The 12,960-nt window shown below is 61.5% G+C and carries 11 protein-coding genes; 6 read left to right on the top strand and 5 right to left on the bottom strand.

Features of this window, described 5'->3' with window-relative positions; genetic code table 11:
- Positions 1 to 20: 20 nt before the first annotated feature.
- Both NKI21_RS24690 and NKI21_RS24685 read right to left on the bottom strand, forming a co-directional pair.
- Complete coding sequence (locus NKI21_RS24690; RefSeq protein ID WP_023810283.1) at positions 21 to 1,400, bottom strand: pyridoxal phosphate-dependent decarboxylase family protein; 1,380 nt, start codon at positions 1,398 to 1,400, stop codon at positions 21 to 23.
- A 49-nt stretch (positions 1,401 to 1,449) separates the two neighbouring features.
- Positions 1,450 to 2,040, bottom strand: coding sequence for a hypothetical protein (locus NKI21_RS24685; RefSeq protein WP_023810284.1), 591 nt, complete (start codon positions 2,038 to 2,040; stop codon positions 1,450 to 1,452).
- 338 nt (positions 2,041 to 2,378) lie between these two features.
- Between NKI21_RS24685 and NKI21_RS24680 the strand changes: the two genes are divergently transcribed.
- The 4 genes from NKI21_RS24680 (at position 2,379) to hupB (ending at position 7,867) form a co-directional block, all read left to right on the top strand.
- Positions 2,379 to 3,008, top strand: a complete 630-nt coding sequence (locus tag NKI21_RS24680; RefSeq protein ID WP_023810285.1) for an ATP-dependent Clp protease proteolytic subunit — start codon at positions 2,379 to 2,381, stop codon at positions 3,006 to 3,008.
- 297 nt (positions 3,009 to 3,305) lie between these two features.
- A complete protein-coding gene (gene clpX, locus NKI21_RS24675; RefSeq protein ID WP_013532190.1) occupies positions 3,306 to 4,580 on the top strand; it encodes an ATP-dependent Clp protease ATP-binding subunit ClpX in 1,275 nt (424 codons plus the stop codon).
- A gap of 305 nt (positions 4,581 to 4,885) precedes the next feature.
- Positions 4,886 to 7,297 (top strand): endopeptidase La, encoded by a 2,412-nt coding sequence (gene lon, locus NKI21_RS24670; RefSeq protein ID WP_023810286.1) that lies wholly within the window; start codon positions 4,886 to 4,888, stop codon positions 7,295 to 7,297.
- Between the two features lie 297 nt (positions 7,298 to 7,594).
- Positions 7,595 to 7,867 carry a DNA-binding protein HupB gene (hupB, locus tag NKI21_RS24665; RefSeq protein WP_023810287.1) on the top strand — a complete coding sequence of 91 codons (273 nt, stop codon included), beginning with the start codon at positions 7,595 to 7,597 and terminating at the stop codon, positions 7,865 to 7,867.
- Between the two features lie 84 nt (positions 7,868 to 7,951).
- Here the strand turns inward: hupB and NKI21_RS24660 are convergent, their stop codons facing one another.
- Positions 7,952 to 8,974 carry an aldo/keto reductase gene (locus tag NKI21_RS24660; RefSeq protein WP_352442564.1) on the bottom strand — a complete coding sequence of 341 codons (1,023 nt, stop codon included), beginning with the start codon at positions 8,972 to 8,974 and terminating at the stop codon, positions 7,952 to 7,954.
- Between the two features lie 178 nt (positions 8,975 to 9,152).
- Here NKI21_RS24660 and NKI21_RS24655 point away from each other — a divergent pair, with 178 nt between their 5' ends.
- Positions 9,153 to 9,719 carry an SIS domain-containing protein gene (locus NKI21_RS24655; RefSeq protein WP_352442565.1) on the top strand — a complete coding sequence of 189 codons (567 nt, stop codon included), beginning with the start codon at positions 9,153 to 9,155 and terminating at the stop codon, positions 9,717 to 9,719.
- A gap of 3 nt (positions 9,720 to 9,722) precedes the next feature.
- Positions 9,723 to 10,466, top strand: coding sequence for a creatininase family protein (locus NKI21_RS24650; RefSeq protein ID WP_352442566.1), 744 nt, complete (start codon positions 9,723 to 9,725; stop codon positions 10,464 to 10,466).
- Positions 10,467 to 10,744: 278 nt separating this feature from the next.
- Here the strand turns inward: NKI21_RS24650 and NKI21_RS24645 are convergent, their stop codons facing one another.
- Both NKI21_RS24645 and NKI21_RS24640 read right to left on the bottom strand, forming a co-directional pair.
- On the bottom strand, positions 10,745 to 11,662 hold the full coding sequence (locus NKI21_RS24645) for a carbohydrate ABC transporter permease (protein ID WP_352442567.1): 918 nt from the start codon (positions 11,660 to 11,662) through the stop codon (positions 10,745 to 10,747).
- Positions 11,663 to 11,668: 6 nt separating this feature from the next.
- A complete protein-coding gene (locus tag NKI21_RS24640; RefSeq protein ID WP_352442568.1) occupies positions 11,669 to 12,790 on the bottom strand; it encodes a carbohydrate ABC transporter permease in 1,122 nt (373 codons plus the stop codon).
- Between the last annotated feature and the right edge of the window lie 170 nt (positions 12,791 to 12,960).

Here is a 12,960-nt window from a genome sequence, read left to right as displayed (position 1 = left end):
CCGCCAGGTTGAAGACTCACTCAGCGATTGATTTCGTCTGCGGCGGCAATGACTTCGGACACAATCGCCTGCACGTCATCTGGGGTCGTTCGGTGATTGACGAAACACGCGCGCAGCGCGAAATGGCCGTTGATCGTCGCATTCGACAGATACACCCGGCCGCGCGCGATCACGCGGCGCAGGATCGCTTCATTGTTCTTTGAGCGGTGGCGGAAACAGACTGCGCTTAGCGATACGGGTGCAAGCTGTTCCAACTCCGGCTGCGACGCGATTGCCTGCGCCAACATCTGGGCATGGTTGAGATCGCGGGCGATGGCTTCGCGATAGGCACGGCGTCCGTGATACTGCAGCGACATCCAGAGCTTCAGCGCACGGAAGCGTCGAGAGAGTTCGATCGACTCCTCAAAGAACGCAAATGCTTCCGTAGGGTCATCGCTCAGTATCCTGACGTAGTCGTCGCTGTGCGAAAAAGTCTTTCGCGCAATGTCCGGGTGACGATAGAGCAGGCAGCCGCAATCGAGTGGCTGATAGAGCCATTTGTGCGCATCCAGTGACAGCGAATCCGCCGAAGACAACCCTTGGAACTTTTCCGGCGCCGCAAGAGCCGCCAGCCCTCCGTAGGCACCGTCGACGTGCATCCACAGCGCCTCCCTCCGGGCGATGTCTGCAATCTCGGGAAGGGGATCGATCGCACCGGAGATGATGGTGCCGACCGTGGCCACGATGGCGATGGGCATGTTTCCGGCCTCGCGGTCGACGGTGATAGCCGCCTGGAGGGCATCCGTCCGCATCCTGAATTTGTCGTCGACAGGGATCAAACGGAGATTTTTTCTACCGATCCCCAACAGCGCGACGGCCTTTGGAATGGACATGTGCACTTGCTCGGAAGCATAGATCACGCAGGGCCGCACGCCTGTTTCGTTGGCTGGTAGCTTCGCTTCCCGCGCCATCGCCAGGGCCATGAGGTTCGCCGTCGAGCCGCCGCCGCACAGGCTGCCTGTAAATCCGGGGCAACCGACAGCCTCCGCCAACCACCCGATCACGGCGCGTTCGATCGATGTCGCAGCCGGAGCCGACCGCCACGACGTCACATTCTGATTGAGCACCGCAGCCAGCAGCTCCCCCAGCGCGCCGACCGGTTCGCCGGAGCCGACGACATAACCGAAGAATCTGCCGGTTGAAGGCCGCACATGCTCCGCGATCGACTTGAAATCCTGCAAGACTTCCCGTCCGCGGCCGCTCTCCTGCCAAGGCCGCGAGAACAGTTCGGTCGTCTGTTTGCCGCTGGTCGTGGGATACGTCCGACGTTCCTCGAGGGAGGCCCAGTAACCTTTGGCAAGCGCCAAGGCTTCTTCGGCAAGGTCTGACAATTCCTGATTGGAAATTTCCAGGTCGCGCATGCCCTCAGCCCTACGGAGATCCGCTGCGACGCAGGTTACGCTATGCTCGCTAATCCTGGCAATGCCTGGGAATATGCACCCGCCGCCAGCCCGATGAACCTTCGCGAACCAGCACGCGGCGCGCGATGGTCTGGTAGGAGGCGGGAACATCGATGACGCGCCTTTGCTCGGGCTGCACCAGCACCTCCTGGGCGATCCTGTCGTACTGTGCGGGGATGACCACGCGCCGCGTGCGTTCGGGCTGGATCACCACGGTTTTGGCAACACGTTCGTAGCGCGCCTTGTGCCATACCTTGCACAGCACCTTGCGGCCATGGATGACGCGCCATTCCCAGGAGTAGCCGCCGCCATCGACCCGGACCGTGCGGTAGACGGTGCGGGTGACGGCCGGCACGATCTGGTAGGTCACTTGCGCCGGAACGGTCATCACGACGCGCTCGCGCGTGCCATAGATAGGGGCGATATAGTCGACCTGCTGGCCGGGCGGACTGATCATCACGTCTTCATAGACCGTGTCGTAGACGGCCGGACTGCGGACCGGTTCATAACATTCGACGGCGCGGCCGCCGGCCGCCGTCTGCGAAATCGTGCCGAGCATGGTCAGCCCGGCGATGGTGAAGCATGCGGTTTTCCCGGGCATGACACTCCCCCTGTTGAACTCTACGCATAAGTTCAACGTTGAATTGTAGAGGAAGCCGTTTCGGAGAAAAGCGGTTTCGGCGCATTTCGTTAAGTGACGCGGTTAAGAAACTGCTACCTTGCGCGGCCGGCCATGCGGCTCCGGACCCGCGGAAGCATCCGCCGCCGCGAATCCTTGGTCAGAAAGCTTGATTCGACTTACCCAGATGGCTAGGAGGGGTCGGCCTTGCACAAGGATGAGCCGGCATCCTATTTACGGAATAACGATCCAGAACCGATTCTGCCCGATCCGCCAGCATTCCCGGCGCCGGAATCCCACCGCGAGATAAGAGACAACTGATGAAGAACCCCGTCGAAACCTACATGAACCTCGTTCCGATGGTGGTCGAACAGACCAATCGCGGCGAGCGGGCCTACGACATTTTCTCGCGTCTCCTCAAGGAGCGCATCATTTTCATCACCGGTCCGGTCGAGGACGGCATGGCGACGCTGGTCTGCGCGCAGCTTTTGTTCCTCGAAGCCGAGAATCCGAAGAAGGAAATCAACCTCTACATCAATTCGCCGGGCGGCGTCGTCACCTCCGGCATGGCGATCTACGACACCATGCAGTTCATCAAGCCGGCCGTGTCGACGCTCTGCATCGGCCAGGCGGCTTCGATGGGTTCGCTGCTGTTGACCGCCGGCCACAAGGATATGCGCTTTGCCACGCCGAACGCCCGCATCATGGTTCACCAGCCTTCCGGCGGCTTCCAGGGCCAGGCGTCCGACATCGAGCGCCATGCCCTGGATATCATCAAGCTGAAGCGTCGCCTCAACGAGGTCTACGTCAAGCACACCGGCAAGAGCTACGAAGAGATCGAGAAGACGCTCGACCGCGACCATTTCATGACCGCTGACGAAGCCAGGGATTTCGGCCTCATCGACAAGGTCATTTCGTCGCGCGAGCCGCCTGAAGGCGCTGTGGCATAAGGGCTTATTGGCAGTTGGATGGCGGCATCACGCGCTTTTGGTGTGTCTTGCGGCATTTCGGCCACAATTGGCTGTTCCCTCGGGGGACAGGATTGCCTACGTTAAGGCTATGTTGAGTTTCGGCGGCTTAGCTTTATGCGGGGTTGTCGCGAATCATTGCCACGTTTTCTGATTTGTGTTTCGTACGGAATGCGTTGCGGGAGCCGGAACACACTGGCGGCGGCGGATTCCCGCGATAGATAGAGTATGCGCCCTTTCAGCCAGACCATCGGCGGGCGGCCATGAAAGGACATGAAAATGAGCAAGGTCGGCAACAACAGCGGCGATTCCAAGAACACGCTTTACTGCTCGTTTTGCGGCAAAAGCCAGCACGAAGTGCGCAAGCTGATCGCCGGTCCGACGGTCTTCATCTGCGACGAGTGCGTCGAACTCTGCATGGACATCATCCGTGAGGAGAACAAGACCTCGATGGTGAAGTCGCGCGAAGGCGTGCCGACACCGCAGGAGATCCTCAAGGTTCTCGACGATTATGTCATCGGTCAGCCCTATGCCAAGCGCGTGCTGTCGGTGGCGGTCCACAACCACTACAAGCGCCTCGCGCATGCCGGCAAGAACAACGATGTCGAACTGGCAAAGTCCAACATCCTTTTGATCGGCCCGACCGGTTGCGGCAAGACGCTGCTCGCGCAGACGCTGGCCCGCATCATCGACGTGCCCTTCACCATGGCTGATGCGACGACGCTGACCGAAGCCGGCTATGTCGGCGAGGACGTCGAGAACATCATCCTGAAGCTGTTGCAATCGGCCGACTACAATGTCGAGCGGGCCCAGCGCGGCATCGTCTACATCGACGAGATCGACAAGATTTCGCGCAAGTCGGACAATCCCTCGATCACCCGCGACGTGTCGGGCGAGGGCGTGCAGCAGGCGCTTCTGAAGATCATGGAAGGCACCGTCGCCTCGGTGCCGCCGCAAGGCGGCAGGAAGCACCCGCAGCAGGAGTTTCTGCAGGTCGATACGGCCAACATCCTGTTCATCTGCGGCGGCGCCTTCGCCGGGCTGGACAAGATCATCTCGGATCGCGGCCGGAAGACCTCGATCGGCTTCGGCGCGGTCGTCGCTTCGCCGGAGGATCGCCGCACTGGCGATGTCTTCCGCCTGGTCGAGCCCGAGGATCTGTTGAAGTTCGGTCTTATCCCCGAATTTGTCGGCCGTCTGCCGGTTCTGGCGACGCTGGAAGACCTCGACGAACCGGCGCTGATCCAGATCCTGACCGAGCCGAAGAACGCGCTGGTCAAGCAGTATCAGCGGCTGTTCGAGATGGAGAATGTCGACCTGACCTTCCACGAGAACGCTCTTTCGGCGATCGCCAAGCGCGCCATCGAGCGCAAGACCGGCGCGCGCGGCCTGCGTTCGATCATGGAGGCGATCCTGCTCGACACGATGTTCGAGCTTCCCGCGCTCGAAGGCGTGCGCGAAGTGGTGATTTCGGAGGAGGTGGTGACCGGCAGTGCCCGGCCGCTCTACATCTACTCCGAGCAGAAGGAAAAGAAGGGCAATGTCAGCGCCTGACATGAGCCCGCAGCGAAATTCTGGAACGGCGCCGCAAGGCGCCGTTTTGCTGTCGCGCAGGGGTTTTGCGCGGCGTACGGCTTGGCGTCGCAAATGTGTCACTCGCGGACGGGTTGGAAGTGCGGATTTGGACGCGCCCCTTGATCTTTGGGGGTCGTGCATCCAACTAACTGGAGAAGGCCGAGGTGCCCGATTTCTGTGCTGTAAAACTCCCGTCACAAACGGTGGTAGGCGGAACGATCCCCGGTCGTTAATATAAGATTCGCGGTTGGCTGATTGGCAGCCGCGACATGAAAGGTTGGACAATGGCCAAAGTATCCAAGGCACCCAGCGACGGCGTCTTCGCAGTTCTCCCACTGCGCGACATCGTGGTGTTCCCGCACATGATCGTGCCGCTCTTCGTCGGGCGTGAGAAGTCGATCAAGGCGCTGGAAGAGGTGATGGGTCAGGAAAAGCAGATCCTGCTTGCCACCCAGATGAATGCCGCCGACGACGATCCCGAGCCCGATGCCATCTTCGACATCGGCACGCTCGCCAATGTGCTGCAATTGCTCAAGCTGCCCGACGGCACCGTCAAGGTTCTGGTCGAAGGCGCTTCGCGTGCGAAAATCGTCTCGTTCACCGACCGTCCCGACTTCCACGAGGCCCGCGCCGCGGCGCTGGTCGAGCCGGAAGAGGAAGAGGTCGAGGTTGAGGCGCTGGCGCGTTCGGTCGTCACCGACTTCGAGAACTACGTCAAGCTGAACAAGAAGATCTCGCCCGAAGTGGTGGGTGCTGCCAGCCAGATCGACGACTATTCCAAGCTCGCCGACACGGTTGCCTCGCATCTCGCCATCAAGATCCCTGAGAAGCAGGAAATGCTGGCCACGCTCTCGGTCAAGGAGCGGCTGGAAAAGGCTATGGGCTTCATGGAAGCCGAAATCTCCGTCCTGCAGGTGGAGAAGCGCATCCGCTCGCGCGTCAAGCGCCAGATGGAGAAGACGCAGCGCGAATACTACCTCAACGAGCAGATGAAGGCGATCCAGAAGGAACTCGGCGAAGGTGAGGACGGCCGCGACGAGGCCGCCGAGATCGAGGCGCGCATCAAGAAGACCAAGCTCTCCAAGGAGGCCCGCGAAAAGGCGGAAGCCGAGTTGAAGAAGCTCCGGACGATGTCGCCGATGTCGGCTGAATCGACCGTCGTGCGCAACTATCTCGACTGGATCCTGTCGATTCCGTGGGGCAAGAACTCCAAGGTCAAGCAGGACTTGGCTTTTGCGCAGAACGTGCTCGACACCGATCATTTCGGCCTCGACAAGGTCAAGGAGCGCATTGTCGAGTATCTCGCCGTGCAAAGCCGCCAGAAGAAGCTGAAGGGGCCGATCCTGTGCCTCGTCGGCCCTCCCGGCGTCGGCAAGACCTCGCTCGGCAAGTCGATCGCCAAGGCGACCGGTCGCGAATTCATCCGCATGGCGCTTGGCGGCGTGCGTGACGAGGCCGAGATCCGTGGTCACCGGCGCACCTATATCGGCTCGATGCCCGGCAAGGTCATCCAGTCGATGAAGAAGGCCAAGAAGTCCAACCCGCTCTTCCTGCTCGACGAGATCGACAAGATGGGCCAGGACTTCCGTGGCGATCCGTCATCGGCGTTGCTCGAGGTCCTCGATCCGGAACAGAACTCGACGTTCATGGACCATTACCTCGAGGTCGAATACGATCTGTCGAGCGTCATGTTCGTGACGACGGCGAACACGCTGAACATCCCGGCGCCCTTGATGGACCGCATGGAGATCATCCGTATCGCCGGCTACACCGAGGACGAGAAGATCGAGATCGCCAAGCGGCACCTGATGCCGAAGGTGATCCGCGATCATGCGCTGCAGCCGAAGGAGTTTTCCGTCGGTGAGGACGCGATCCGCGCCATCGTCCAGACCTACACCCGTGAAGCGGGCGTCAGGAGCCTGGAGCGCGAGCTGATGAAGCTCGGGCGCAAGGCGGTGACCGAAATCCTGAAGACGAAGAAGAAGACGGTGAGCATCACGGCGGAGAACCTCTCCGATTACCTTGGTGTGCAGCGCTACCGCTTCGGCCAGGTCGAGGCTGACGATCAGGTCGGTGTCGTCACAGGTCTTGCCTGGACGGAAGTCGGCGGCGAACTGCTGACGGTCGAAGGCGTCATGATGCCCGGCAAAGGCCGCATGACGGTGACCGGCAACCTGCGCGACGTGATGAAGGAATCGATTTCGGCGGCGGCCTCCTATGTCCGCTCGCGCGCCGTCGATTTCGGCATCGAGCCGCCGCTGTTCGACAAGCGCGACATCCACGTGCACTTGCCGGAAGGCGCCACGCCGAAGGACGGCCCGTCGGCAGGTGCTGCCATGGCGACAGCCATTGTGTCGGTACTGACGGGTATTCCGGTCCGGGCGGATGTGGCGATGACCGGCGAGATAACGCTTCGCGGCCGCATCCTGCCGATCGGCGGGCTCAAGGAGAAGCTGCTCGCCGCACTGCGCGGCGGCATCAAGAAGGTGCTGATCCCGGAAGACAATGCCAAGGACCTGGCGGAGATTCCGGACAATGTGAAGAACGGCATGGAGATCATTCCGGTCTCACGTGTCGGCGAGGTGTTGCGGCACGCGCTGGTGCGTATGCCGGAGCCGATCGAATGGGTCGAACCGGTCAATCCGCCGGCCGCGACAGACAGTGCCGACGACGCTGGAAAGTCCCTGGCGCATTAGAGCTCCGGGCGTCCATCTGGACGCACAAAGGACGCTCTAACGCTCAGACTTGTGCATGGCCCCTGCCGATAACCGGCTACGGTTTTCAGGGCCATGCATTGGTTTTCGTCAAGGTTGCAGCGCACAAACAGAGAGCCGGGCCTCGAGCCCGGCTTTTTCATGTGAAAAACCCAGCATTTCCGGGCTTTTTCCGCTTTTTTCCTGCCTTTTCGACTTGGTTGCGGGAGCGCTTCTTTCTAAAGTCCGTTTCCTGCCGGATGAGTCGATAGTTCCGGTGTTCTCATGGAAGGGAATTTTATGAACAAGAACGAACTGGTGTCCGCTGTCGCCGACGCCGCGAGCATTTCGAAGGGTGACGCGCAGTCGGCGGTCGATGCGGTATTTTCCACCATCACCGGCGAACTGAAGAAGGGCGGCGATGTCCGGCTTGTCGGCTTTGGCAATTTCACCGTGTCAAAGCGTGCCGCCTCGACCGGCCGCAATCCTCAGACCGGCGCCGAAGTGAAGATCCCGGCGCGTACCGTGCCGAAGTTCTCGGCCGGCAAAGGCCTCAAGGACGCAGTCAACTAAGCGTTTTTTCTTTTCAGAGACCAGAAAAGCCGGGCTTGCCCGGCTTTTCATTTTTGTGCCAGACGCTGACGCGACGGCGGCCGGCTATGCGGTCGGCGCTTCAGGGCGCATAAGGCCTTCCTTCTTGAGATCGGCCCAAAGGGCTGCGGGCAGTTTCGCATCGAGCAGCGAGCGATTGCTCTCGACTTCGCTCGGCCGCTGCCCACCGGGGATCACCGAAACGACTGAAGGATGCAGCAGCGGGAATTGCAGGGCGGCCTCGATCAGCCTGACACCATGACGCTTGCAGACGCTCTCGATGCCGGCGACGCGGTCGAGGATGTCCTTCGGCGCTTCGGAGTAGTTGTAGTAGGCGCCGGGCTTCGGTCCGGTCGCCAGGATGCCGGAGTTGTAGGGGCCGCCGAGAACGATGCCGATGCCGCGTGCCTGGCAGAGCGGCAGGAAGGACGTCAGCGCCTCCTGTTCCAAGAGCGTATAGCGCCCGGCCAGCAGGAACAGGTCGAAGTCCCCGCGCTCGGCCAGCGTCTGCGCGACCTGCCACTCATTGATGCCGCCACCGAACGCCTTGATCACGCCCTGGTCGCGCAGCGACAGCAAGCCGTAATAGCCCGAGCGCATGAACTCCTCGATGCGCCGGTCGGAGGCCTCCTTGCTGCCATGGGTGAAGATGTCGACATCGTGCACGAAGAGGATGTCGATCCGGTCGACGCCGAGGCGCTCAAGCGAGGCTTCGAATGAGCGCATGACACCGTCATAGCTGTAGTCGTACACCTCGCGGCGCGACGGCGTGTCGAAGAATTTGCCGATGCCGGTGCGCTCTTCGGGCGGGCAGGCACGCATGATGCGGCCGACCTTGCTCGACAGCACATAGTCGTCGCGCTTCTTGCCGCGCAGGAACGGGTTGAGCCGCGTTTCCGAGAGGCCGAGCCCATAGAGCGGCGCGGTGTCGTAGTAGCGGCAGCCGGTCGCCCAGGCGGCCTCCAGCGTGGCGTTGGCGTCCTCGTCCGAGACGGCACGGTAGAGGTTGCCGAGCGGCGCCGTGCCGAAGCCGAGCTCGGTGAAAGTGATGCCGCCATTGCCGATGCGGTCGAAATGCCGTGTCTTCATATGCTGCCGTTTGCCTCGTTTGATTTGTCTGACATGACACTATCATGCCTGTGGTCCGGCAAAAGCATCGCTGCGCGTTGGACACGCATTTTCGCGGTTGCTAGCATGAACGAAATCAAGCTGTTCGTAGCAGCAAGGGCGGCAAATCCCAGGGGTGATTTTTGATGGCAGGATCGCGGTGAGCGACAAGAGCAAAAGCCTGTTCGACACCGCACTTGAGGAACTCGGCGGCGTGCTGGCACGCATCGACGAAAGCCGGATCGACGCCGCCTGCAAAATGCTGGCCGGCGCCCGCCAGATCGTCGTCTATGGCTGCGGCCGCGAGGCCTTGCAGGTCAAGGGTTTTGCCATGCGGCTCTACCATTTGGGCCTGCCGGTTTCCGTGGTCGGCGACATGAACACACCGCCACTGGGGCAGGGCGATGTCTTCCTGGTCAGTTCCGGGCCGGGAGAGACCTCGACCGTGCTGACCTTGATGCAGGTCGCGCGCCAAGCAGGTGCAACCAATCTCCTGTTGACCGCCCAGGCCGAAGCCAGCGCGGCAAGGCTTGCCGACTTCACCCTGCTCATTCCCGCGCAGACCATGGCCAACGATCAGGGGGCGCAAAAAACATCGGTCCTGCCGATGGGCTCGGTGTTCGAAGGCGCACTGTTCCTGCTGTTCGAGGTGATGGTGCTGAAGCTCAGGGAATTGATTGGCGCGTCGCCTGAAGCAATGCGCGCCCGCCACACCAACATGGAATAGATCATGCGCTACGAACTGATGCTGCCACACCAGATCCGCAGGGCGATCGCCGAGAATTGGCCGGTCGCTCTGCCGCTCGGCGTGCTCGAATACCATGGCGAGCACATGGCGGTCGGCATGGACACGCTGGCCGTCGTCAAGACGCTGGAGCTGTTCGAGAAGGAGAGGGACGTCGTCATCCTGCCGCCGTTCTACTACGGTGCGGCGAGCTACGCGGTGGCGCCGCCGGAAGGCAGCGGCTCAGTGCAGGTCGGCGGCGCTGCGCTGGCGCCGTTTGGCGAGGAACTGTTCTACAGCCTGCTGCGCATCGGCTTTCGCAACATCCACGCCATCATCCACCACCAGACCGAGAATTTCGCCGCCGGCATGCCGACCGATCTGGCGTTCAAGACCGCCGGTCGCCAGGCGATCTTCCGCTTTCTCGAAAAGGAACGCGGCGAGGGCTGGTGGGGGTCGCAGGCGATGGCCGACTACTATTCCGGGCACGCCGCGGGTGAAAATTTCTTCAACTGGGTACAGGTTCATCCGCTGATGCCGGCTGACATGAACGGCAAGTACCCGTTCGACCATGCCGGCATCGGCGAGACATCGCTGATGCTGGCGCTATGCCCGGAGGCGGTGGACGCCGGTCACTTCGACGACAACAAGAGCTGGTATACGGCGAGCGCCAAGGATGCTTCGGCTGAGCTTGGGCAGAAGGGTGTGGCTATGATCCTCGATCACCTGCGGATGATTCTGAGGAGCTAGCTACGAGATTGTCGGGCGGCTTTGGTAGTTCGTCATCCTAGGGCGAAGCAGGAGCGAAGCGACGTCGCGGAGACCCTAGGATCCATGCCGTGACCGCAGCCAACGAACGCTGCGGCGCAGGATAGAAGCGGTTCGCAGCGGCCTTTCCTCGCGTCAAAAATTTTTTTTCCGTGGCGGAGCGCCGATGTCACGGCATGGATCCTAGGGTCTGCGCCGCGTCGCTTCGCTCCTTGCTCCGCCCTAGGATGACGAAGTGATGAGCCTGGCGCTGCTCGCTGCTACTTCACCGCTCCCGCGGTCATGCCCATGATCAGATAGCGCTCCAACGCGATGCCGATGACGGCGAGAGGCGCGATGGCCGCCGTGGCGAGCGCCGCCATCGACCACCAGTTGATGCCTTGCGAGCCGGTCTGGCTTGCCACCATGACCGGGATGGTCTTGGCGTCGGTCGAGGTCAAAAGGGCGGCGAAGAAATACTCGTTCCAGCACAGCACCATCGCCAGGATGAAGGCGGCGACCATACCCGGCAAGGCGATCGGCATGACGATGCGGAAGAAGGCGCCCCATATCGACAGCCCGTCGACGAGCGCTGCTTCCTCGAGTTCGACGGGAATCGAGTTGAACTGGTCGCGCATGATCCATACGACGATCGGCAGCACCATCAGCGTGTAGAGCAGGATCAGCCCGATGCGCGTGTCGAGCAGGCCGACCTCGCGGTAGAGCACCAGGAAGGGCAGTGCGAGCACCACCGGCGGCAGGATCAGCTGCGACAGGAAGAAGAACGAGATGTCCTCGTTCTTGAACCAGGCGAAATGATAGCGATAGCGGGTGAGCCCGTAGGCGGCGAGGCTGCCGATGACGATGGCGAGGCTCGACGCGCCGACCGAGGTAATCACCGAATTCATGAAGCGCTTGAGGAATTCCTCGCGCACCGTCGAGGTCTGGAAGATCGAGTCCGGCGACAGGCCAAGCGAGCGCCAGCCTTTCCAATCCGGCTGGAAGTCGACGAAGGGAATGAGATGGCCTTGCGTGACATCGACCGCCGTTTTGAATGAGGTCGTGATCGTCCAGTAGATCGGGAACAGGCAGATGAACGCCCAGAAGGCCAGCGCCCCATAGATGAAGACGCGGCTGGCGAGGAAGCTCGCCGGCGAGCGGATCTCCGAGGCGACATATTCGGTGGTCTGAACGCTCATCTCAGCTCAATTCACATTTCGGACAAAACGGTTGGCAAATTTCAACAGCCACGTGACGAACACGACGATGATCACCAGATAGGCCATCGCCAGCATGGTTCCGTAGCCGACATTCGAGCGGTCGCGATATTCGCGGTAGATGAAGCTCGACACGGAATCGGTGGCGCCGCCCGGGCCGCCCGACGTCACCGTGATGATGATGTCGGCAAGCTTCAGCTTGAAGATGATGCGCAGGATCACCGCCGTCACCGACACCGGCAGCATCAGCGGAAAAGTGACCTGCCAGAAGGTCTGCCACGCACTGGCGCCGTCGACGCGTGCGGCTTCGAGCACCTCGCGCGACATCGCCTGCAGCCCGGCCAGCAGCATGATCATCATGAACGGAATGAAGGTCCAGGCATCCAGTATCATGATCGATATGCGCGCGATGATCGGGTCCGAGAAGAAGGCCGGGTTTTCCCAGCCGAGATAGCGCGCCAGCGTTGCGGCCGGTCCGAACCGGTATTCCATCAGCGACTTGCCGATCATCCACGACACGGCGACCGGCGACAGCATCAGCGGCATCAGGAAGACGACGCGGAAGAATTTTCGCGCCCGGATCTGGGCGTTGAGGAGCAGCGCCAGGCCAAAGGCGATGACATATTCGACCGCCACCGCCAGCACATAGAGCACCATGTTGAACAGGGCGTTGCGGTAGTAGGGATCGGCCAGCATCTGCCAGAAATTGTCGAGCCCGTTGAACTTGCGGCCGCTGAACGAGCTGAGGTTCCAGTCGGTGAGCGCGATGTAGAATCCGAACAGCGTCGGGAAGATCACCATGGCGATGGTGAACAGCAGCGCCGGCAGCAGGAACAGGGCACGTTGGCCATCCTCGCCGCGCGTCAGCACCTGGCCGACGCCGATCGCCACACCCCACAGAACATAGGCATAGACGACGGGGCGCCAGGTCTCGAAGCCGATCGTATCGGCGCTGCCCTTGTAGAGGATCTCCAGCACGATCGTCGCCAGCAGGCCGAGCGTCGCAATGGCCATCAGCGCCCAGCCGAACCGTTTGCGGCCTGGAGAGATCAGATCGGAAGGGCCGGCATCTGCCGGCCACTGGTTCGCGGTCGAAGTCTGGTCAGCCACAAATCTCGCCCGTTTGAAGGCTCTCGAGGAGCCGGAGCCGGTCTAAAGTGGTGGCGGGGGGGCGCGGGCCGCCGGCGGGAAGGGACACCAGAGAAGACAAGGCAGCAATATTGAGCATTAATTGTTTTTGTAGTCCGGGGTGCAGGGTGCGCTGGGAGCCACCCCCCCCC

Source organism: Mesorhizobium sp. M0715 (assembly GCF_040320355.1).
Classification (GTDB): Bacteria; Pseudomonadota; Alphaproteobacteria; order Rhizobiales; family Rhizobiaceae; genus Mesorhizobium.
The sequence above is the reverse complement of the archived record's forward strand: the minus strand, read 5'-3'. Positions and strand labels throughout refer to the sequence as shown.

Bases quoted from the DNA above. Each gene is read 5' to 3' on its own strand.
- NKI21_RS24690 (WP_023810283.1), bottom strand. From the start codon at position 1,400: ATGCGCGACCTGGAAATTTCCAATCAGGAATTGTCAGACCTTGCCGAA.
- NKI21_RS24685 (WP_023810284.1), bottom strand. From the start codon at position 2,040: ATGCCCGGGAAAACCGCATGCTTCACCATCGCCGGGCTGACCATGCTC.
- NKI21_RS24680 (WP_023810285.1), top strand. From the start codon at position 2,379: ATGAAGAACCCCGTCGAAACCTACATGAACCTCGTTCCGATGGTGGTC.
- clpX (WP_013532190.1), top strand. From the start codon at position 3,306: ATGAGCAAGGTCGGCAACAACAGCGGCGATTCCAAGAACACGCTTTAC.
- lon (WP_023810286.1), top strand. From the start codon at position 4,886: ATGGCCAAAGTATCCAAGGCACCCAGCGACGGCGTCTTCGCAGTTCTC.
- hupB (WP_023810287.1), top strand. From the start codon at position 7,595: ATGAACAAGAACGAACTGGTGTCCGCTGTCGCCGACGCCGCGAGCATT.
- NKI21_RS24660 (WP_352442564.1), bottom strand. From the start codon at position 8,974: ATGAAGACACGGCATTTCGACCGCATCGGCAATGGCGGCATCACTTTC.
- NKI21_RS24650 (WP_352442566.1), top strand. From the start codon at position 9,723: ATGCGCTACGAACTGATGCTGCCACACCAGATCCGCAGGGCGATCGCC.
- NKI21_RS24645 (WP_352442567.1), bottom strand. From the start codon at position 11,662: ATGAGCGTTCAGACCACCGAATATGTCGCCTCGGAGATCCGCTCGCCG.